The 19,555-nt window shown below is 38.1% G+C and carries 23 protein-coding genes; 15 read left to right on the top strand and 8 right to left on the bottom strand.

Annotated features, from left to right (window positions below; genetic code table 11):
* Positions 1-65: 65 nt before the first annotated feature.
* The 4 genes from EXE09_RS14390 to pabC form a co-directional block, all read right to left on the bottom strand.
* Positions 66-482, bottom strand: a complete 417-nt coding sequence (locus EXE09_RS14390; protein ID WP_130117729.1) for a PaaI family thioesterase — start codon at positions 480-482, stop codon at positions 66-68.
* 137 nt (positions 483-619) lie between these two features.
* Positions 620-1,219 (bottom strand): dTMP kinase, encoded by a 600-nt coding sequence (tmk, locus tag EXE09_RS14385; protein WP_130117728.1) that lies wholly within the window; start codon positions 1,217-1,219, stop codon positions 620-622.
* A gap of 9 nt (positions 1,220-1,228) precedes the next feature.
* Positions 1,229-2,290: an endolytic transglycosylase MltG gene (mltG, locus tag EXE09_RS14380; RefSeq protein ID WP_130117727.1), complete on the bottom strand. Its 1,062-nt coding sequence runs from the start codon at positions 2,288-2,290 to the stop codon at positions 1,229-1,231.
* The gene (pabC, locus tag EXE09_RS14375) at positions 2,283-3,104 is read right to left on the bottom strand and encodes an aminodeoxychorismate lyase (RefSeq protein WP_130117726.1); all 822 of its coding nucleotides are present in this window, start codon (positions 3,102-3,104) and stop codon (positions 2,283-2,285) included. Before pabC ends, mltG begins: the two co-directional genes overlap by 8 nt.
* Before the next feature lie 162 nt (positions 3,105-3,266).
* On the opposite strand from pabC, the gene EXE09_RS14370 reads away from it, so the two are divergent.
* The 7 genes from EXE09_RS14370 (at position 3,267) to EXE09_RS14340 (ending at position 10,215) form a co-directional block, all read left to right on the top strand.
* Positions 3,267-4,277: a sulfate ABC transporter substrate-binding protein gene (locus EXE09_RS14370; RefSeq protein ID WP_130117725.1), complete on the top strand. Its 1,011-nt coding sequence runs from the start codon at positions 3,267-3,269 to the stop codon at positions 4,275-4,277.
* A gap of 39 nt (positions 4,278-4,316) precedes the next feature.
* Complete coding sequence (locus EXE09_RS14365) at positions 4,317-4,922, top strand: RBBP9/YdeN family alpha/beta hydrolase (RefSeq protein WP_130117724.1); 606 nt, start codon at positions 4,317-4,319, stop codon at positions 4,920-4,922.
* An 80-nt stretch (positions 4,923-5,002) separates the two neighbouring features.
* On the top strand, positions 5,003-5,836 hold the full coding sequence (gene cysT, locus EXE09_RS14360) for a sulfate ABC transporter permease subunit CysT (RefSeq protein WP_130117723.1): 834 nt from the start codon (positions 5,003-5,005) through the stop codon (positions 5,834-5,836).
* The gene (gene cysW / locus EXE09_RS14355; RefSeq protein ID WP_068974750.1) at positions 5,833-6,729 is read left to right on the top strand and encodes a sulfate ABC transporter permease subunit CysW; all 897 of its coding nucleotides are present in this window, start codon (positions 5,833-5,835) and stop codon (positions 6,727-6,729) included. Before cysT ends, cysW begins: the two co-directional genes overlap by 4 nt.
* 11 nt (positions 6,730-6,740) lie before the next feature.
* Positions 6,741-7,802 (top strand): sulfate/molybdate ABC transporter ATP-binding protein, encoded by a 1,062-nt coding sequence (locus EXE09_RS14350; RefSeq protein ID WP_068974751.1) that lies wholly within the window; start codon positions 6,741-6,743, stop codon positions 7,800-7,802.
* A gap of 53 nt (positions 7,803-7,855) precedes the next feature.
* Entirely contained in the window at positions 7,856-8,785 is a 930-nt protein-coding gene (locus EXE09_RS14345; protein WP_068974752.1) for a CysB family HTH-type transcriptional regulator, read from the top strand.
* Positions 8,786-8,997: 212 nt separating this feature from the next.
* Complete coding sequence (locus EXE09_RS14340; protein WP_130117722.1) at positions 8,998-10,215, top strand: OmpP1/FadL family transporter; 1,218 nt, start codon at positions 8,998-9,000, stop codon at positions 10,213-10,215.
* Between the two features lie 90 nt (positions 10,216-10,305).
* On the opposite strand, the gene carO is transcribed toward EXE09_RS14340, so the two are convergent.
* Complete coding sequence (gene carO, locus EXE09_RS14335; RefSeq protein ID WP_068974754.1) at positions 10,306-11,034, bottom strand: ornithine uptake porin CarO; 729 nt, start codon at positions 11,032-11,034, stop codon at positions 10,306-10,308.
* 307 nt (positions 11,035-11,341) lie between these two features.
* Between carO and dapD the strand changes: the two genes are divergently transcribed.
* The 6 genes from dapD (at position 11,342) to EXE09_RS14305 (ending at position 15,410) form a co-directional block, all read left to right on the top strand.
* Positions 11,342-12,163, top strand: coding sequence for a 2,3,4,5-tetrahydropyridine-2,6-dicarboxylate N-succinyltransferase (gene dapD, locus EXE09_RS14330; RefSeq protein WP_130114070.1), 822 nt, complete (start codon positions 11,342-11,344; stop codon positions 12,161-12,163).
* Positions 12,164-12,289: 126 nt separating this feature from the next.
* Positions 12,290-13,000: a 7-carboxy-7-deazaguanine synthase QueE gene (gene queE, locus EXE09_RS14325; protein ID WP_130117721.1), complete on the top strand. Its 711-nt coding sequence runs from the start codon at positions 12,290-12,292 to the stop codon at positions 12,998-13,000.
* A 62-nt stretch (positions 13,001-13,062) separates the two neighbouring features.
* Positions 13,063-13,734, top strand: a complete 672-nt coding sequence (queC, locus tag EXE09_RS14320) for a 7-cyano-7-deazaguanine synthase QueC (protein WP_068974757.1) — start codon at positions 13,063-13,065, stop codon at positions 13,732-13,734.
* A gap of 13 nt (positions 13,735-13,747) precedes the next feature.
* Entirely contained in the window at positions 13,748-14,158 is a 411-nt protein-coding gene (locus tag EXE09_RS14315; protein WP_068974758.1) for a hypothetical protein, read from the top strand.
* A gap of 88 nt (positions 14,159-14,246) precedes the next feature.
* On the top strand, positions 14,247-14,933 hold the full coding sequence (locus EXE09_RS14310) for a diphthine--ammonia ligase (RefSeq protein ID WP_130117720.1): 687 nt from the start codon (positions 14,247-14,249) through the stop codon (positions 14,931-14,933).
* Between the two features lie 15 nt (positions 14,934-14,948).
* On the top strand, positions 14,949-15,410 hold the full coding sequence (locus EXE09_RS14305; RefSeq protein ID WP_130117719.1) for a peroxiredoxin: 462 nt from the start codon (positions 14,949-14,951) through the stop codon (positions 15,408-15,410).
* Positions 15,411-15,541: 131 nt separating this feature from the next.
* On the opposite strand, the gene EXE09_RS14300 is transcribed toward EXE09_RS14305, so the two are convergent.
* Positions 15,542-16,141, bottom strand: a complete 600-nt coding sequence (locus EXE09_RS14300) for a LysE/ArgO family amino acid transporter (protein WP_130117718.1) — start codon at positions 16,139-16,141, stop codon at positions 15,542-15,544.
* A 209-nt stretch (positions 16,142-16,350) separates the two neighbouring features.
* Between EXE09_RS14300 and EXE09_RS14295 the strand changes: the two genes are divergently transcribed.
* Positions 16,351-17,238 carry a LysR family transcriptional regulator ArgP gene (locus EXE09_RS14295; protein ID WP_130117717.1) on the top strand — a complete coding sequence of 296 codons (888 nt, stop codon included), beginning with the start codon at positions 16,351-16,353 and terminating at the stop codon, positions 17,236-17,238.
* A 70-nt stretch (positions 17,239-17,308) separates the two neighbouring features.
* On the opposite strand, the gene EXE09_RS14290 is transcribed toward EXE09_RS14295, so the two are convergent.
* Both EXE09_RS14290 and EXE09_RS14285 read right to left on the bottom strand, forming a co-directional pair.
* Positions 17,309-17,887, bottom strand: coding sequence for a YceI family protein (locus EXE09_RS14290; protein WP_130117716.1), 579 nt, complete (start codon positions 17,885-17,887; stop codon positions 17,309-17,311).
* A gap of 84 nt (positions 17,888-17,971) precedes the next feature.
* Complete coding sequence (locus EXE09_RS14285; protein ID WP_087552509.1) at positions 17,972-18,538, bottom strand: nicotinate-nicotinamide nucleotide adenylyltransferase; 567 nt, start codon at positions 18,536-18,538, stop codon at positions 17,972-17,974.
* A 101-nt stretch (positions 18,539-18,639) separates the two neighbouring features.
* On the opposite strand from EXE09_RS14285, the gene EXE09_RS14280 reads away from it, so the two are divergent.
* On the top strand, positions 18,640-19,440 hold the full coding sequence (locus EXE09_RS14280; RefSeq protein WP_087552467.1) for an enoyl-CoA hydratase: 801 nt from the start codon (positions 18,640-18,642) through the stop codon (positions 19,438-19,440).
* Positions 19,441-19,555 lie beyond the last annotated feature (115 nt).

Genomic DNA, 19,555 nt, shown 5'->3' with positions numbered 1-19,555 from the left:
CATTTATGAAATGTCAACAGACCCTAAAGTAAATGGTAGATTTAATGTTCTCGATCTTTTGAATTTTACTTTTGCGGTGGAACTGAATACGTCCCTGTCACATGTGCCACAGGATCATCGGAATCCAATGAATAAATCCATACTTCACCAACAATCAGTGCTTTACCCACTTTCATCAATCTACACACACCACGAATATCGACACCACCAGAAGGTTTGCGTAAAAAATTAATATTCATATTGGTGGTCACAGCCAAACCGATCAATCCAATTTCCCCCATAATCGCCACATAAAGCGCAAAATCTGCAAGAGCCATCATAGTCGGTCCAGAAATCGTACCGCCTGGGCGAAGATCAGCTTCACCGACTCTCCAAACTAAAGATGCCCCTTTTTCAGTAACTTCTTCAATTTCGCAGCGCTCTAGACTTGGACTAAAAAATTGCTGTAAAAATTGTACAATTTCGGTCTTATTGCTTTTCATCTTATAAAGTCTTCCTATCCCTGACCATTGACAATATAAAGCCTTTTACCCACCAAAACACTAACACTTTCGCTCAAAAAAATAGGTTGAATTTTATCATTCAACCTATCCTCTAAATTTAGAGTCAACTTGGAATTTTATTTAAAATAAGCCAATGCATCAGCGAATACTTTTTCTTGCGCTTGAGTCGCATCTAGACGCTTCATACGCTCAGGGTCACGTGCATGAATTTCAGCAAATCCACTGCGTACCGATTCAAAAAATACCACTTTTTCTTGCTCAAAACGATCTAAATCCCCACGCGCTCTTGCACGGGTCATTCCTAGTTCAATTGGTGCATTGAGCCAAAAAGTAATATCCGGCATTTTAGACACAAAGTTTTGATTTAAAAGTTGTAATTTTTCACGACTTAAACCACGACCCGCACACTGATAAGCAAAGCTCGAATCGGTAAAACGATCACACAGAACAATTTTGCCTTCCGCTAATGCAGGTAAAATTACCCGTTCCAAATGCTGTGCGCGTGCTGCGTACATCAATAACAATTCAGTATCATGACTCATTTTTTCATCATGATTGACTGACAGCAATAAAGAACGAATTTGTTCAGCGAGAGGCGTTCCACCTGGTTCACGCGTCAGAACAACTGCTTTTCCTTGTTGCTGAAAATGTTCATACAACTTTTGGATGAGCGTGGTTTTACCAACCCCTTCAGTACCTTCAAAACTAATAAACATGCTCATTCCTTAATTCTTCGCTCGCATAACTTCAATATATTCTCGTACCGCACGATTATGGTCATCCAAGTTTGCTGAGAACTTATGACCACCATTACCCGTTGCAACAAAGTAAATATTGTCAGAATCATCAGGATGCATGGTCGCTTCAATAGCTTTTTTACTTGGTAAAGCAATCGGTGTTGGCGGTAAACCATTGATCGTGTAAGTATTATAAGCGGTAGGTGTACGTAAATCTTGTTTAGAAATCTTGCCTTGGTATTTATCACCCATACCATAAATCACCGTAGGATCTGTTTGCAAACGCATCCCTAATTTTAAACGGCGGTAGAATACCCCTGAAACTTGACGAAGCTCACGATCCACACTGGTTTCTTTTTCAATGATTGAAGCCATAATCAATGCTTCATATTTATCTTTATACGGTAAATTTGGAGCACGTTTTTCCCAAGCTTCATCTAAAATTTTCATTTGGCGTTGATATAAATCCGTCAAAATTTTCTTATCCGATTCACCTTTATCAAAGAAATACGTATCTGGTGCAAACAAACCTTCAGGATGATCGTATGGAATATTTAAAGCTTTCAGCATTTCAGCAGGCGGCAAATGAACCACAGACTTTTCAATCAATGGGTCATTTTTAAGTGAAGTAATTAACTGTTTAGTTGTTGTTCCTTCGATCACCAAAAGACGGCTCATTTGCGCATTTTCAACGTTAGAAATCATTTCCAAAACTTGACGAACGCTCATCCCTTGTTTGACTTCATAAACACCCGCTTTCATGGTGTCATGGATAAAAAGTTTGCGATAAAGCTTCAGTACAATTGGAAAGCTAACTTTATTCTCTTTTGCAAGATCATCAATAAAGCCCGTATAAGTTTCACCATTTGTAATCGAAAGCTTTTGCTTTGCCCCCTCGACGGGATAACTTTTGAAAATGCTCATTTTTAAAATAATGGTGACAATCATCAAGATCGCCACCAATACAATGATGATCCCTTTATAAATTTTATTGCCCGTTTTATCAGAAGTATTCTTTTTAGATTTGGGCTTTGATTTTGCTTTAGACATGAGAATTAAACTGACTTAAATTTAAAATTTGGAATAACTCAACACAAGATTGAGTGTTTAAAGGCTGTTGATTTAAAGTTTCAACAATTTTCATCGGACTCAACGCATTGCAAAAAAATACGCTTTGAAAATTACGTATTTCCTCCATATCAATATAACGTTGTTCGCATCGAATGCCCTTCTGATGCATTCGAGACAAAATTTCAGCTCGCATCACACCATGTACGCCATTATAACGAAGTTCAGGCGTAATCCATGTATTGTTTATTTGAATAAAACAATTACTGCTCACCCCTTCAACAATCGAACCTTGTACATCCGTAACCAGCGCTTCCAACCAGCCCTTTTCTTGTGCTTCTTTCTTTAACATGACTTGTTCTAAACGGTTTAAAGTCTTTAAACCGACTAAATTCGGCATGACTAAACCAATCGCTTGTTCCAAAACATCACTATGAATAAACTCAGGTTGAAAAGCATCCGTCGCTTTTGGGTAAAATAATACATATAAGTCAGCATCATGCTCAGGCATGGCATAACCACGATCGCCCTCACCACGACTTAGAATAATTTTCAAAGTACCATTTAGACTTGGAAATTGTTGCTTTAATACATCCAAAGATTGCTCTAAAACATCAAAATTGAATTTTAAATACAAGCGTTCAGCGGCTAGTTTTAAACGTGCACGATGTAAGGACTCTAACTCCATGACATTTTGATGAAATCTTGCAGTGGTAAAACAACCATCACCATAATGAAAAGCTCGATCTAAAAGTGGAATAAAATCAATTTTTTGAGCATTTTTAAAGCAAATCATGATGCAATTTTCCTGACCTATGCACAAATGACGATAACAATATCTGCATTAACTAATTCACATTTATTCATATAAAATTCGTTTTTTATTATTTTTTATGAATAAAGACTAGCGTTATGCTCACTCCATCTTACCGAACTTATGAAATAAATGGGGCAAAAAATGCAGTTCACTAAACTAAAATTCGCTGTTGTTGCAGCATTATTATCAACAACTTCTCTCAGCGTTGCAGCGAAAGATTTTTTAAATGTTTCTTATGATCCGACACGCGAACTGTATGAAAACTTCAACAAAAGCTTTTCGACATATTGGAAATCTAAAACTGGTCAAACGATTGACTTTAAACAATCTCACGGCGGTTCTGGTAAACAAGCTCGCGCTGTGATTGATGGTTTACAAGCTGATGTGGTGACTTTAGCACTGGCAGCAGACATCGATGCGATTGCACAAAGCACGAATCTATTACCAAAAGACTGGCAGAAGAAATTTCCACAAAACTCGACACCGTATACATCAACCATCGTTTTCCTTGTTCGTAAAGGCAATCCAAAAGGCATTAAAGACTGGGGCGACTTGGTAAAACCAGGTGTTGAGATCGTAACACCGAATCCAAAAACATCGGGTGGTGCACGTTGGAACTATTTAGGAGCATGGGCTTGGGCAAAACACCAATATGGTTCTGACGCGAAAGCACAAGACTTTGTTCGTCAAATTTATAAACAAACCAAAGTGTTGGACTCAGGTGCGCGTGGTGCGACCACAACATTTGCTGAACGTGGTATCGGTGATGTGCTCTTGGCTTGGGAAAATGAAGCTTTCCTCTCGACTCGTGAACAACCCGGTAAATTTGAAATTATCACACCTTCACTTTCAATTTTAGCTGAACCACCTGTTGCGATTGTTGAAAAGAATGCTGAGAAAGATGGCAACTTAAATCTTGCAAAAGCATATTTAAACTATTTGTACTCACCAGCAGGTCAAGAGATTGCAGCGAAGAACTTCTATCGCCCACGTAATGCAGCTACTTTGAAAAAATATGCAACGACATTCAAACCTTTAAAATTGGTAACGATTGATAAAGAGTTTGGTGGCTGGACCAAAGTTCAAAAACAACATTTTGATAATAATGGTGTATTTGATCAAATCGTCAAAGCCAATGCAGCAAGTAAATAAGATTTAAATAAAGTTCATCCAAGAAATAGGAGCATAGACATGATTCACACAATTATTGTTCCAGGTGTAGGCGGCAGTGAATATGATCATTGGCAATCAAAACTACAACGTGAACTCGTGTCTTGCTCCCGTGTGCAACAACAGGACTGGAATCTGCCGATTCTCAAAGATTGGGTTGCTCAATTTATCGAAACGCTGAATAAAGCTCAAGATCCTGTTCAAATTGTTGCTCATAGTTTCGGTTGTTTGACGACTGTTGCAGCCTTAGCACAACATCCTGAAATCGCGGCTAAAGTTAGAAAAGTTATTTTAGTTGCACCAGCTAATCCATCACGTTTTGGTGAAGCAGGTTTTGCACGGAACAGTCTTGGAAATTACGAAGCTTATTTTCATGGACTTAAAATCAATGTTGCTGCTGAAATGATCATTTCTGAAAATGATCCATGGCTTGATTTTGAAAATGCGCAGAAGCTGGCGAAGGCTTGGAAAATCAGACCTAGAAACTTAGGACAAGTGGGGCATATCAATGTTGCATCTGGTTTTGGACATTTTCCTGAAATCTATGACCATTTAATTTTAGAGAAACAAGATTTCTTTATTAGTAATACTGATGAGACCAAGTTGTTTTTTAAATTTGCAATTTAACCATTGCCTTTTAAGCTTGCCGAATTGTTTTAAATTTGCTTATTGACTTCAATAAGCTTTCTCTCTTTTGAGGAGTCATCATGTCGCAGCGATCCCGAGTGCTGCCAGGTTTTGGTCTATCTCTAGGCTTCACCCTAGCGTATTTATCATTAATCGTGCTTATACCACTCTCTGCCGTATTCATAAAATCTTTAGGCGTGGGCTGGGACGGTTTATGGGAAATTCTAAGTTCTGAACGAATTATTAAATCCTTACAACTGAGTTTTTCCACCGCCCTTGTCGCAGCGTTGATCAATGTGGTCTTCGGCTTGTTATTGGCTTGGTGTTTAGTGCGTTATTCTTTTCCAGGTAAGCGTATTGTAGATGCTTTGGTCGATTTACCTTTTGCACTTCCTACAGCAGTTGCTGGTATCGCACTCACCTCACTCTACGCATCAACGGGGTGGATTGGTCAACTCCTAGAACCGATGGGAATCAAAATTGCTTATACCTCTTTAGGTATTACCTTGGCTTTGATTTTTATTGGTATTCCATTTGTGGTACGCACTGTACAACCGGTTTTAAGTGATCTTGAAACTGAGCTAGAAGAAGCCGCTTCTGCATTAGGCGCAAACCGTTTTCAGATCGTGACAAAAATTATTTTACCGATCTTATTCCCTGCCTTACTCACTGGTTTTGCTTTGGCATTTGCGCGTGGTGTAGGTGAATACGGTTCAGTGATTTTCATCGCAGGGAACATTCCTTACGAAACTGAAATCGCACCGTTGATGATTATTACCCGTCTTGAAGAATATGATTATGCTGGTGCAACAACCATCGCCGTGGTGATGTTGATTATCTCTTTCGCATTCCTCTTTGTCATTAACTTGATTCAAGCATGGGCAAGTCGCCGTACAGGGAGAACTGCACGATGAGCTTAAATACCAATAGCAATGAGTTAGCAATTAAATTGCAATCTCGTGATGCGACACGTGAACCGACTTGGGTACGTTACATCTTATTAATTATTGCCTTACTTTTCTTTTTAGGCTGTTTAATATTACCGTTAATCTTGATTTTTGTTGAAGCATTTAAACAAGGTTTTCAAGTTTATGTTGCCTCACTGGTTGATCCTTATACCTTATCAGCAGTCAAACTCACTTTACTGACAGCTGCGATTGCCGTGCCATTGAATGTCATCTTTGGTGTAACCGCAGCTTGGTGTGTGGCGAAGTTTAATTTCCGTGGTAAAGCGATTTTAACCACCATTATTGACTCACCATTTTCAGTCTCTCCTGTTGTTGCAGGTTTGATGTTGGTGTTGATTTTCGGTTCACAAGGTTGGATTGGCTCATGGCTGATTGAACATGATATTAAAATTTTATATGCAACGCCTGCGATCGTCCTTGCCACCGTCTTTATCACAGTGCCTTTTGTTGCACGTGAACTGATTCCGTTGATGGAAGCGCAAGGCTCTGAAGAAGAAGAAGCGGCAATTGTATTGGGTGCTTCAGGTTGGCAAACCTTTTGGAAAATTACTATTCCAAATATCAAATGGGGTTTGATCTATGGCGTGATTCTATGTAATGCACGTGCCATGGGTGAGTTCGGTGCTGTATCTGTGGTTTCAGGTCACATTCGTGGTGAAACCAATACTTTACCGCTGCATATTGAAATTTTATATAACGAACCAAATTCGATTAGTGCTGCTTTTGCTGTATCGACCTTGTTAGCGTTCTTAGCAATCATTACCCTTATTCTAAAAACATGGGTTGAGTATCGCCAAGAAAAACAAGATCGTGAAAGCAAAGAGTCAACCGTTTCTTAAGGAATTGCACAATGAGTATTCAAGTAAAAAATATTGAAAAAAACTTCGGTGCATTCCATGCACTCAAAAACATCTCTTTAGATTTTCCAGATGGTCAGTTGGTTGCCCTACTCGGTCCATCGGGCTGTGGTAAAACCACTTTACTCCGTATTATTGCAGGTCTGGAGTCTGCGGATAGTGGCAAAATTATCCTTGAAGGGACAGATGCAACCAAAGTGCATGTTCGTGAACGTCAAGTCGGTTTTGTATTCCAACACTATGCATTATTCCGCCACATGACTGTCTATGACAATGTTGCGTTTGGTCTGCGCGTTCGCCCTAAAGCGACTCGCCCGAATGAGAATGAAATTAAAAAACGTGTCACACGTTTATTGGATTTAGTTCAATTGGGCTTTTTAGCAGATCGTTATCCTGCACAATTGTCGGGTGGTCAACGTCAACGTATTGCTTTGGCACGTGCTTTAGCGGTTGAACCTCGTGTATTGTTACTGGATGAACCGTTTGGTGCTTTGGATGCTAAAGTCCGTAAAGAGTTACGTCGTTGGTTACGTACACTACATGACGAATTACACATCACTTCAATTTTCGTAACCCATGACCAAGAAGAAGCTTTAGAAGTTGCCGATCAAATCGTCGTGATGAATAAAGGTGATATTGAACAAATTGGTTCACCACGTGAAGTTTATGAAAAACCTGCAACACCGTTTGTTTTTGACTTCTTAGGTCAAGCCAATCGTTTCGAAGGTGAAAATCATCAAGGCATTATTCAAATCGGTGATGATCGTATCCAACTACCATCTGCACGCAATACTGCCGACGGTAAAGTCATTGCATTCGCGCGTCCGAATGAGTTAAAAATTCATGCGCAACCGACTGAAAATGCAATCCAAGCCACCTTCTTACGTGAATTGTGGATTGCTGGTAAAGTGATGGCAGAATTACAAGATCGCCAAGGGAACTTGATTGAAATTGCACTCAATCCAGAAGATGCAAAGTTACATCAATACAGACCAAATCAAACAGTTTGGGTAAGTGCTTCGACACTTCACCTATTTGAAAATCAAGTCGCATAATGGGCGACAGGATGAGTCGTCACAGACTCATCCACAATTGAGGTATCGAAACAATGAACTTTCAACAATTACGAATTATCCGAGAAACAGTTCGTCAAAATTATAATTTAACTGAAGCTTCAGCAGCACTTTACACATCACAATCAGGTGTGAGTAAACACATTAAAGATCTAGAGGATGAACTCGGCGTACAATTATTTGTTCGCAAAGGTAAACGTCTTTTAGGTTTAACTGAACCTGGGCAAGCCCTACTCAGTATCGTTGAACGTATGTTAATCGATGCCGATAATATCAAACGCCTTGCTGATGATTTTAATAAAGTCGATGAAGGGACGCTGACCATTGCAACGACTCATACGCAAGCGCGTTATGTTCTACCACCAATTGTGAATTTGTTTAAAAAAGCGTTTCCAAAAGTACATTTGATTTTACAACAAGCCAGCCCTGTTGAAATTTCTGAAATGCTTCTACTCGGTCTTGCTGATATCGGTATTGCAACTGAATCATTGACCACAGAAGAAAACTTGGGCAGCGTGTCATTCTATAACTGGAAACATAGCATCATTACCCCACAAGATCATCCTTTAACCAAGCTTGATCCTAAAGACATTACCTTAGAAAAACTAGCAGAATATCCGATTATCACCTATCACGGCGGTTTTACAGGTCGTTCTAAAATTGACAAAGCATTTGAAGACGCCAATTTAGATGTCGATATTGTGATGTCTGCACTAGATGCCGATGTCATAAAAACCTATGTCGAGTTAGGCATGGGTGTCGGTATTGTCAATGATGTGGCGTATGACAATGAACGGGATCATCGTTTAAAACAAATTGATACTGATATTTTTGGTTTAAATACCACTTGGATTGCAGTACGTAAAGGTCATTTACTTCGAGGTTATGGTTACGAGTTTATTTCTCTCTGCTCACCAGATGCGGACATCAAAGCATTGAAAAAAATTGCGTATCCAGACGATTAATTCAGAAAGTGCTAAAAGATGGAGAGTTTAAACTCTCCTTTTTTATTGCTCTTTTTTTAATTCACGAATTTCAAATCATTAAAATATTAACAAACACTTTTTAAAATTTCTAAAATCATTGATTTTTATATTATTTTTACTTTAATGACAATTTTTAGTATAAAATTTAACCTTATTTTTTATTTATACATTATAAATAATTCGGGGTAGCAATGAACACAATCACATGGGGGCTTGCCTTAGGCACTTTTGTTCCTATTTTAAGTAGTGCTGCTGGAATAGAAAGGTCTAATCAATCTATTCAATCATTTTTAGAGTCTGATCATTATGTCGAACTGTCCTATGCACAAATGCATGCCAATGTATCAGGTCAGCTTCCACAAACTGAAACTTTAAAACAACAAGGCGTTGAGAATTTCTCCACTGGAAATTTAATCAATGATCAGTATTTTTTCAATGTCGCTGCAAAGCTACAACTCACACCGCAGCTTTCCTTTGGAGTGATTTATGATCACCCCTATGGGATGGATATGGATTATCAATACCAACCACAATTAAAAACGGGACAACAACTTTTAGAGTCTGGAAAATTAGATTTTTCGAGTGAAAACATTTCATTGTTATTCGGTTATCAACCCTCATCGCAATGGAATATCTATGCAGGAACAGCATATCAACAATTTCAAGGTGAACTTGAAGTGATGGGTGAAAACTATTCTACATTGAGTGGTTATCATGCAAAAATTAAAAAAAGTGCGGGACAAGGTTGGCTTGCGGGACTCAGTTATCAAATTCCTGAATATGCGTTTAAAACTGCGCTCACCTATCGCTCTAAAATCGAACATAAAGCAAGTATTACAGAAGACCTTTATGGTCAAAATTTAGAATTTGTTCCTTTTGCTAAAACAACAATCAATACACCACAATCGGTGAATTTAGATTTTCAAACGGGCTTAAGTCAACACAATTATCTCTACAGCACATTGCGATGGGTCAACTGGAAAGATTTTAAAATCCAACCAACTCAATTTGGTACTGTCATCGACTATTACGTTTCACTTTATCCTACGACAGCAAAGCCATTTAATTTAGTTGAATATAAAAGTGACCAATGGTCAGCAAAGCTTGGACTTGCACATAAGTTTAGCGAACACTGGATCGGTGCGGCTGAAATGCTATGGGATTCGGGCACGGACAATCCCGCAGGAACACTTAATCCATCTAATGGATATTATGGTTTAGGAATTGGAGCGGTATATAAACCAGATGAAAATTATTATCTCGCCTATGGAATCAATTATATTTACTTCAATAAAGCTGATCTCGACTCACTGAACCCCTTCAATTCAGTCACGCAAAATTCAACTTTATCTGGGGTTAATAACAATTACGCTTTTGTGCATGGAATTAAGTTTGGTTATCACTTTTGATTTATGTTTTAAAGGTATTATCAATATTCATTACGCATAAAAAAACGAGCCGAAGCTCGTTTTTGGATTCTAAAAAGAATCTATAAGCAATTACCAGTTAAAGCTTACACCAACTTTACCAACTGGCAACCATTCATATTTATCATCATTACGGATTTTGTTTTCTTCAGCTGCTAAATCACGATCAAAATCTGCACCATTTACATTAACAAAATTACCTTTTGATTGTAAATTCACATCAGGATTTCCAGTGTAGTACGCACCTACTTCACCAAATACACCAATATTTTTGGTGATTTTAGGCGCAAAACCAAACCCTACATATGGAGCTATATCATTTTTATAGTCCATTTTACCTGATACTTCACCATTAAAGTTATAGTTATTACCATTTACCTTAATTGTGCCATCACTAGAACGTTTTTTAAGGTCATATTCACTATCAACATAACCTACACCAGCAGCTACATATAGACCTTGTGCCCATACATTTTGGCTCGCACCCCATGGACGAATTTCAGCATTTAAATATGCTAATTTATTATCCATATCTGCATCATATTTAGTACCGTTGATTGATACATCATCAGTCCAAGAAATGTCGCCGCCATTATAACCAAGAGCCAAACCTACATAAGGATTTGCTGTCCAAAGTAAAGCACCACCATAACCAGTTGTACCTACTTCAACACGAGCACCTGTAGGAAGTAATTGATTTGCATTAAAAACATTACCTTGGTTTACAACAGCTTCATCAGCCATTGCAACGCCTGATGCCAATAATGCAGTTGCAACTGTAAGTACTTTTAACACTTTCATTTCTATCTCCTCAAATTAAACATGAGTTTGTTCTTTAATCGTTAATGTGTTTCGACTCAAACGCATAATATGTGATTTGATTGACGTAATTAAGGTGAAAATTGATTACTTTTTGTTAACTTTTGATACAATTTAACTTTAATATTTGTTTATAAACATTTTCTTTTTTAAGAAATAGTTGAGCTAAACAACTTTTTTAAGCAATTTTTAAATTTCATCGTGAGTTTTTTAAATTGAAGTTCGATTTTATATCTAAACCCAGTGCGATTTGGTGTAGAATCTTTAAAATTTTTTTGGAAAGAAGAACATGACTCAGCTTTCAACGATCATTGAAGAAGCGTTTGAAAATCGTGCTAACTTTACTGCTGCAGACTGTCCTGCTGAAGTACGCCAAGCTGTAGAACAAGCGATTGCTGGCTTAGATAACGGTAGCTTACGTGTCGCTGAAAAAATTGATGGTGAATGGGTTGTTCATCAATGGTTGAAAAAAGCGGTTCTTTTATCATTTAAGCTCAATGATAATAAACCAATTGAATCATGTGATCTTCAATTCTATGACAAAGTAGATACTAAATTTACAGGTTGGACTGAAGCACAATTTAAAGCTGCTGGCGTACGTGTTGTACCGCCTGCGGTTGCACGTAAAGGCTCTTTCCAAGCAAAAAATGTGGTGTTGATGCCTTCTTATGTCAATATCGGTGCTTATGTTGATGAAGGCACAATGGTGGATACTTGGGCGACTGTAGGTTCATGTGCTCAAATCGGTAAGAATGTACATCTATCAGGTGGTGTAGGTATTGGTGGCGTTCTTGAACCACTTCAAGCAAACCCAACCATTATTGAAGATAACTGCTTCATTGGTGCACGTTCTGAAATCGTTGAAGGTGTCATCGTTGAAGAAGGTTCTGTGATTTCAATGGGTGTATTCATTGGTCAATCGACTAAGATTTTTGACCGTGAAACTGGTGAAATCCACTATGGTCGTGTACCAGCGGGTTCTGTAGTCGTATCTGGTAGCCTTCCATCTAAAGATGGCACTTGCAACCTTTATGCTGCAATCATCGTAAAAAAAGTCGATGCTAAAACACGCGCTAAAACAAGCCTGAACGAATTACTTCGTGAAGACTAATTGATAATCACGAAATATCAATCGTTTTTGCGGAACCTAATGTTCCTCGGAGTTTGAATCGCTCCTCATCTCTACGGTCAAATTTGATCGTAGAGATTTTTCATTTTGTAAGCTGTGGTAAATCTCATGAATGCTCTTCGTTCTTCAACTATTCCTGTTTCTGATCCGTCTGCGGGGTTACGTATTACGGAGATCTTTTATTCGTTACAAGGTGAAGCCAATGCCGCGGGTTTACCGACTGTTTTTATTCGTTTAACTGGTTGCCCTTTGCGTTGTACCTATTGTGATACAACCTATTCGTTTGAAGGTGGCGAACGTCAGTCACTTGACCAAATTATTCAAACCACATTAGATTTTAAAACACCGTATATCTGTGTCACTGGTGGTGAGCCACTTGCTCAGCCGAATGCACTTCCTTTAATGCAACGTCTTGCAGACTTAGGTTGTGAAGTGTCACTTGAAACCAGTGGTGCCTTAGATGTATCTAAAGTTGACCCACGGGTTTCAAAAGTTTTAGATTTAAAAACCCCCACTTCAGGTGAAGCTGCTCGAAATTTGATGAGTAATTTGGATCATCTCACTCAGCATGATCAGATTAAATTTGTGATCTGTAATCGAGAAGATTATGAATGGTCAAAACAGCAAGTTGAACAGTTTCTGTTAAATGAAAAAGTCAGCACTGTATGGTTCTCTCCTGCTTTTGCTGTTGAAAAAGGTGCTGTTCGTTTACCACAACTCGCACGTGATTTAGCTCAATGGATTTTAGAAGACCATCTGCCTGTTCGTTTCCAATTGCAATTACATAAATTGCTTTGGAATGACGAAACTGGTCGTTAATCCCTCGTCTTACTTATTTACCTTTTGTTATTTGTTTTAATTGATATTTTGGAGAATTGGATATGCGCCCTCGTGCCATAGTCTTACTATCTGGTGGTTTAGACTCAACAACTTGCTTAGCTTGGGCTCAAGCCAATTATGAATGCATCGCTTTAAGTTTTATGTATGGTCAGCGTTCAACCACTGAACTAGATGCAGCACGTGCTTTAGCACAACGCGCGGGTGTAGAACATCGGGTCATCAATATTGATTTAGGCAATTTAGGTGGTTCAGCACTTACAGACCATAACATTGATATCCCTGATCATGAAACTGATGGTATTCCTGTAACTTATGTTCCAGCACGTAACACGATTTTCTTGTCTTATGCACTGGCAGCAGCAGAAGTTTTTGATGCACAAGCCATTGTGATTGGTATCAATGCTGTTGATTATTCAGGATATCCTGACTGTCGACCTGAATTTATTGATGCCTTTGCCAATATGGCGCGTTTGGCAACCAAAGTTGGTGTAGAAGGAAAACCTCTTAAATTTGAAACACCTCTGTTACATTTATCCAAAGCGAATATAATACGCTTAGGCATCGAACATGGCGTAGACTATAGTCAAACGGTTTCATGCTACCAAGCAGATGACCAAGGACGCGCTTGTGGTAAATGCGATAGCTGCCGACTTCGTAAACAAGGTTTTATGGATGCAGGTGTTGCAGATCCAACTCGCTATATACCGCAATAACAAGGTACATTTTATGAAAAACTTAAAATCAGGTCTTATTCTTTCAACTTTATTTTCAGCTTCAGCTTTAATGGGAACAGCTGCTTTTGCTGCTGAAGCAAATCCGCTTCAACAAGCTTATAAAAGCACCAATGTAAAATCAGCGCTTGTGAATGTATGTAAAACTGAAACAGCGAAAGGTGGAAAACTGACTTCTGCTGAAGTCAGCAAATTCTGTGGTTGCCAAATTGATGCTCAAGGTAAAGTGACTGAAGCTCAAAAATGGGAAATCCAAAGCGCTGTAAACCAAAAGAAAAACCCATCAAGTTTAGCTTTTGTACAGCAACAAAATAAAGAACTTAAAGCATGTTTCGGTCCTCAGTTAACCAGCAAGTTAGAAACTTTAACTGAAGCTGCGATCAAAGCTGCTCAAGCGAAAAAATAATACCGAATAAAGGAAGCCTGCGTAATGCAGGCTTTTTTTCGCATTTGATTTATACACCAGCTTTAAAACAAGCATTACAAGCCTGCCCATGCAAAATTCAACTCACTCTTCCATTCAACCACGTAAATTCGTCGCATCTTATAGCGGTGGCAAAGACAGTAGCCTTGCCTTGTACTATGCAATGCAGCAAGGTCAAGCCGTTGCCTTAATCGTTACCTTAGATGAACATGGTATTCGCTCACGCTCACATGCGATGCCACTTGATATTATTGATGCACAAGCAGCAGCACTGGGACTGCCTATTCTCAAAACCACAACCACATGGGAAAGCTATGAAACGCAGTTTCTCAACGTCTTGGCAGAAGCCAAAGACTATGGTGCTGAAGTTTTAGTTACAGGTGATATAGACTTAATCGGTCATGCGGAGTGGAATCAATCAGTTTCTGCACAACAACAACTAGAACTGTGGATGCCTTTGTGGCAAAAGCCACGTCTTGAAGTGGTCAATGAACTGATTCAGCTTAAATTTATTTGTATTGTCGTGACAGTCAATCTAGACCTTGGAATGTCTACGGAAGATTTAGGTCGCGTAATTGATCATGACTATGTCAATGAATTACTTGCACGTGGTATAGATCCATGTGGAGAATCTGGTGAGTTTCATACCACCGTAATTGATGCACCGATATTTAAAAATCCGCTTTCAGTGCATAAAGGTGCTATTCTTTATCATCAAAATTATGCCTTTTTAACGCTTGAATTAGAAGCTTCGTAAATTTAAGGAATGACAATGACTGAACAAATCCAACTGCCGAATCAAAGTTTTCCGACCACTACAGGTGAAATCAATCTAACTGAACTGAGTACAGAATGGTTGGTTTTATATTTTTATCCAAAAGACAATACGCCTGGTTGTACCACACAAGCTGTTGGTTTCTCATGTATTAAAGATCAATTTGACGCATTGAATGTTACCATCATTGGGGTATCTCGTGACTCAGTCAAAGCACATCAAAACTTTACCGAAAAGCAAGCTTTAACCATCAATTTGATCAGTGATAAAGAAGAAGAACTCTGTAAACACTTTGATGTGATTAAAGAAAAAAATATGTATGGTAAAAAAGTGATGGGCATTGAACGCTCAACCTTTATTTTCCATAAGGGTCAATTGGTTAAGGAATATCGTAAGGTTAAAGCTGCGGGGCATGCGGAACAAGTTTTAGAAGACTTAAAAGCATTACAAGCAGGTTAATCAGAAATTCGATTTGCCTTATACCATTTTGAAGCATTTCTACTTTGTATAAAGTCTAAATTTAGCCACAAATTAAAACTCATATTGGATGTCCCTTCTCCCTTTGGGAGAAGGTTAGGATGAGGGAAATGTTAAATCACCAACGACATCGCAATTCCCCACATCACCACTCCAATGATAAAGTCTAATATTTTCCATGCTTTAGGATTTTGAAAAATAGGCAATAATAATCTCGCACCATAACCCAGCGTAAAAAAGAATAGCCAAGATGCTGTGATTGCACCCATTGCAAAATACATAGCTGTCGTCTCGAACTTTGTCGAAATTGAACCAATCAACACCACGGTATCCAGATACACATGTGGATTCAGCCAAGTTAATGCCAAACAAATTAGAATCATTTTGAATAAATTTGATTCTCTATTTTCACTCGGTAATAAACTGCTTGAGGTTTTAAAGGCTTGAATAAAATGTTGCGCGCCGTAAAAAAATAGAAACGTCGCACCAAAATACTTCGCCCAATTTATAATTTCAGGATGACTTTGTACTACATGTGAAAAACCCAGTACGCCCAATAAGATCAAAATCGAATCTGAAGCTGCACAAATCGCACACAGCCAAAAAACATATTGCTTTTTTAAGCCTTGCTTGAGGATAAATGCATTTTGCGCCCCAATCGCAATAATCAGACTGAATCCTACAGCCATCCCCTGTATATAACTCTGCAACATTTAACACTACACTTTTAACATTTCGATCAATCACGCTATTATCTTCACTTATGCTATAAAGTGAGTATTTCTAAATAAATATAATCATTGCTAAGTTTTTCTTAGTTTTAATTACTATGCTATTTTTAGTCAGAGATCTTTAATCTTTCGATAAATTAATGATCTTTAGCAATTGATATATCCACCTTTGCAATAGAGTCGATTGGAAGATGTTACAAAGTAAACATAGTGAAGCATTCTTGGCTGTCGCAGAAACAGGAAGTTTTGAACAAGCGGCACAACGTCTCAATATCACAGCTTCTGCGGTGACATTACGCTTACAGAGCTTGGAAAAAAGTCTAGGGCATCTACTTATTGTTAGAGAACGCCCCTGCAAACCTACACAGGTTGGACAGTCACTGTTGTATTATTTACAACACAGTAAATTACTTGAACAGAACTTTTTGCAAAATTTAACAGGACAAACAGCTTCTTCTTTTTATCAGGTCAATATCGCAACCAATGCGGATTCTTTGGCTACATGGCTATTGCCTGTTTTAAAATCGTGTCTGGTTGAAAATCAAATTGTGGTGCATTTTCAGGTCGATGATCAGTCACAGACGCATCATTTACTTGAAGCCGGATTAGTCAATGCGTGTGTGACCACAGAAGCCCAAGCCATGAAAGGTTGTAGTGCAGCATATATTGGCACTATGCATTATCATTTTGTCGCGACACCTGCGTTTTGTCAGCAATGGTTTAAAAATGGTGTCAATCGTGAATCAATTCAGCTCGCACCTGCCCTCATTTTCAATCCCAAAGATGGTATGCATACTGATTATATACAAAAGAATTTTGGTTTAAATGTCGCACAATATCCACATCACTTTATTCCCTCATCACATGGTTTTGTCGATGCGATTGCTATGGGTTTGGGTTATGGCTGGTTACCTTATTATCAAGCCAAAGATTTTTTTACTAATGGTACTTTGATCGAAGTTTCTCCAGCACTTCAAATTGATTTACCCCTTTATTGGCATCATTGGAAACAACAATCCAAACAGCTTGATCAAATTACCCAAGTGCTAAAAACAACGGCACAAAGTGTTTTGCAATAAGGATGTATAGGGGCAATAATGTATTAGAATAGCAACATTCAGATTTATAAATCACATGCAACACGATGCTCTATTGTGTTTTCCATTGTCCATTCACTTGAATATTCACTTTTTCTCCGACACCACCCACAGCTTTTTTCATCCCAAAATCACTACGGTTAATCGTCGTAGATGAATTAAAATCTAAAAGTTTCGGATTACTCGTATTCGGTTTAATCGTCGCATCAAATATGACTGATTTAGTCACATTACGTAGTGTTAAATTGCCAAGAATTTGATACTTATTGTTTGAAAGTGCTTTAAAACTTGTACTTCTAAAAGATACTGAAGGATATTTAGCCGCATAAAATAAATCCTCACCAAAGATCATATTCTTCAAGGAAGATTTATTGATGCTTAGGCTATTTACATCCATTACAAATTCAGTCGATGCTTTTTGTGGTGCTTTTACATCAAAGTTAAGTGAAGATTGCACACGCTTAAACTGCCCTTTGACAATGCTTATTCCCATTGAATCTATATTGAAACCAACCCGACTCGATGGCGTTAAAGTCCAGTTTGTGGCAAATGCGCTTGTACTCAATACAGCAGTCGAAAAAATAACAGCTTTGACAACCTTTTGATTCAATCGTTTTTGATTCAATTGCATGATATATCCTTAACTTTGTTTTAGCTTATAAACAGTTGAATGACTGTCTTTACGCTCTACAAAGATCGATTCTATGCAATAAAGTTAGAGATTCGATTTGTCCTGAGTGTCGAATTTGTGTTGCAATTGTTGATACATATCACTTTTTTTAAAGTTTTGTAAAAATTCTATTGTTCCCTGTGGAAATTCCGTGTGTTTAATTTCACCTCGATAGTATGCTTCTCGTAATGGTGTTGCAGAAATTGAACCAACTAAGCTGTCTAATTCAACCATTTCCCATTCAGGAAATAATTTTAAATAATAAGATGAATCATCTTTAAAATGACCGATTAATCCGACTTTATCTTGAGGTTTGACGACTTCATTGACCAATGATTTTACTAATTTAACCCATTTCACATCATTATAAACATCAATCACATGCACGAATTTAATGCGTTTTTGATCGGCTTCAGAAAAATTCGATAAAATCATCTGTTCCCGTTCTTGGGCAAGAAAAGGATTTTTGGTATTTCGCTCATTCTGTGCTGAACCGAGTGCCAAAATCACATATTGGCTTTGTTGTAATGCAATACTCACGGTTTGCATGTGTGCCAAATGAAAAGGCTGAAAACGTCCAATATAGACAAGATCATCAAATTTATAAGTCATAAAAATCATTTTTTATGAACTCACCAGTTGCAACATATTTTCAAATATGCGACATAATGAGGGCATAAAATCCAATTAAATTTTAAAGCAAGGATAGTACGATGACACTTCGTTGTATTCAACAACCGCATCAACATTTAAACGCAAATTTAGAAAATGGTGTACTGACTTTATCAATTAACCGACCAGAAGCAAAAAATGCCTTGTACGGTGAATTGTATCTTTGGATTGCGTCAGCTTTGGATGAAGCAGATCAAGATAACAGTGTCCGTGTTGTGATTTTACGTGGTGCAGATGCTGACTTTAGTGCTGGCAATGACATGAAAGACTTTCTACAGTCTTTACAGAATAAACAAGAAGGTAAAGAAGGTGATGGACCTCCTTTTGTATTATTAAAATCAGCAGCACGTTTTTCTAAGCCTTTGATTTGTGCAGTGCGCGGTGTTGCAATTGGGATTGGTGTAACGATTCTTCTGCATGCAGATCTCGTCTATGCAGACAATACAGCCCTCTTCCAAATTCCATTTGTCAGCTTAGGACTTTCTCCTGAAGGTGCTTCGAGCAAACTGCTTATTCAACAAGCGGGCTATCATAAAGCGGCTGAATTGCTTTTAACCGCGCAGAAATTTAACAGTGAAAAAGCTTTAAGTGCTGGTTTAATCAATAGTATTGAAGATGATGTCTATGGTCATGCTTTACACCAAGCTCAAACGCTTGCGGCATTGCCTTTGGCTTCAATTAAACAGACTAAAGCCTTGATGAAACACAATCTTGAAGAAATTATTCAATGTGTAGATGATGAAGCCGTGGTCTTTATGCAACGTGTAAAATCACCTGAAATGGCGGAAGCCGTTGCAGCATTTATGCAAAAGCGTAAACCTGATTTTGCTCAATTTAACTAACGTTACACAGTAACATAAAAGCAGTTTTTGCTTCTCGATCAATATGGATACGCGATAACGTCATCCGCAACGTGTTTGAGGCAGGACTACTTTTAATCAGATATGTTTCTGCGAT

This window comes from Acinetobacter sp. WCHAc060025 (assembly GCF_004209355.1).
GTDB classification, from domain to species: domain Bacteria; phylum Pseudomonadota; class Gammaproteobacteria; order Pseudomonadales; family Moraxellaceae; genus Acinetobacter; species Acinetobacter wuhouensis.
The sequence above is the reverse complement of the archived record's forward strand: the minus strand, read 5'-3'. Positions and strand labels throughout refer to the sequence as shown.

Bases quoted from the DNA above. Each gene is read 5' to 3' on its own strand.
- cysT (WP_130117723.1), top strand. From the start codon at position 5,003: ATGTCGCAGCGATCCCGAGTGCTGCCAGGTTTTGGTCTATCTCTAGGC.
- queC (WP_068974757.1), top strand. From the start codon at position 13,063: ATGCGCCCTCGTGCCATAGTCTTACTATCTGGTGGTTTAGACTCAACA.
- queE (WP_130117721.1), top strand. From the start codon at position 12,290: ATGAATGCTCTTCGTTCTTCAACTATTCCTGTTTCTGATCCGTCTGCG.
- tmk (WP_130117728.1), bottom strand. From the start codon at position 1,219: ATGTTTATTAGTTTTGAAGGTACTGAAGGGGTTGGTAAAACCACGCTC.
- EXE09_RS14300 (WP_130117718.1), bottom strand. From the start codon at position 16,141: ATGTTGCAGAGTTATATACAGGGGATGGCTGTAGGATTCAGTCTGATT.
- EXE09_RS14350 (WP_068974751.1), top strand. From the start codon at position 6,741: ATGAGTATTCAAGTAAAAAATATTGAAAAAAACTTCGGTGCATTCCAT.
- EXE09_RS14315 (WP_068974758.1), top strand. From the start codon at position 13,748: ATGAAAAACTTAAAATCAGGTCTTATTCTTTCAACTTTATTTTCAGCT.
- EXE09_RS14305 (WP_130117719.1), top strand. From the start codon at position 14,949: ATGACTGAACAAATCCAACTGCCGAATCAAAGTTTTCCGACCACTACA.
- EXE09_RS14295 (WP_130117717.1), top strand. From the start codon at position 16,351: ATGTTACAAAGTAAACATAGTGAAGCATTCTTGGCTGTCGCAGAAACA.
- mltG (WP_130117727.1), bottom strand. From the start codon at position 2,290: ATGTCTAAAGCAAAATCAAAGCCCAAATCTAAAAAGAATACTTCTGAT.
- pabC (WP_130117726.1), bottom strand. From the start codon at position 3,104: ATGATTTGCTTTAAAAATGCTCAAAAAATTGATTTTATTCCACTTTTA.
- carO (WP_068974754.1), bottom strand. From the start codon at position 11,034: ATGAAAGTGTTAAAAGTACTTACAGTTGCAACTGCATTATTGGCATCA.
- EXE09_RS14280 (WP_087552467.1), top strand. From the start codon at position 18,640: ATGACACTTCGTTGTATTCAACAACCGCATCAACATTTAAACGCAAAT.
- EXE09_RS14365 (WP_130117724.1), top strand. From the start codon at position 4,317: ATGATTCACACAATTATTGTTCCAGGTGTAGGCGGCAGTGAATATGAT.
- cysW (WP_068974750.1), top strand. From the start codon at position 5,833: ATGAGCTTAAATACCAATAGCAATGAGTTAGCAATTAAATTGCAATCT.
- dapD (WP_130114070.1), top strand. From the start codon at position 11,342: ATGACTCAGCTTTCAACGATCATTGAAGAAGCGTTTGAAAATCGTGCT.
- EXE09_RS14310 (WP_130117720.1), top strand. From the start codon at position 14,247: ATGCAAAATTCAACTCACTCTTCCATTCAACCACGTAAATTCGTCGCA.
- EXE09_RS14345 (WP_068974752.1), top strand. From the start codon at position 7,856: ATGAACTTTCAACAATTACGAATTATCCGAGAAACAGTTCGTCAAAAT.
- EXE09_RS14390 (WP_130117729.1), bottom strand. From the start codon at position 482: ATGAAAAGCAATAAGACCGAAATTGTACAATTTTTACAGCAATTTTTT.
- EXE09_RS14290 (WP_130117716.1), bottom strand. From the start codon at position 17,887: ATGCAATTGAATCAAAAACGATTGAATCAAAAGGTTGTCAAAGCTGTT.
- EXE09_RS14285 (WP_087552509.1), bottom strand. From the start codon at position 18,538: ATGACTTATAAATTTGATGATCTTGTCTATATTGGACGTTTTCAGCCT.
- EXE09_RS14340 (WP_130117722.1), top strand. From the start codon at position 8,998: ATGAACACAATCACATGGGGGCTTGCCTTAGGCACTTTTGTTCCTATT.
- EXE09_RS14370 (WP_130117725.1), top strand. From the start codon at position 3,267: ATGCAGTTCACTAAACTAAAATTCGCTGTTGTTGCAGCATTATTATCA.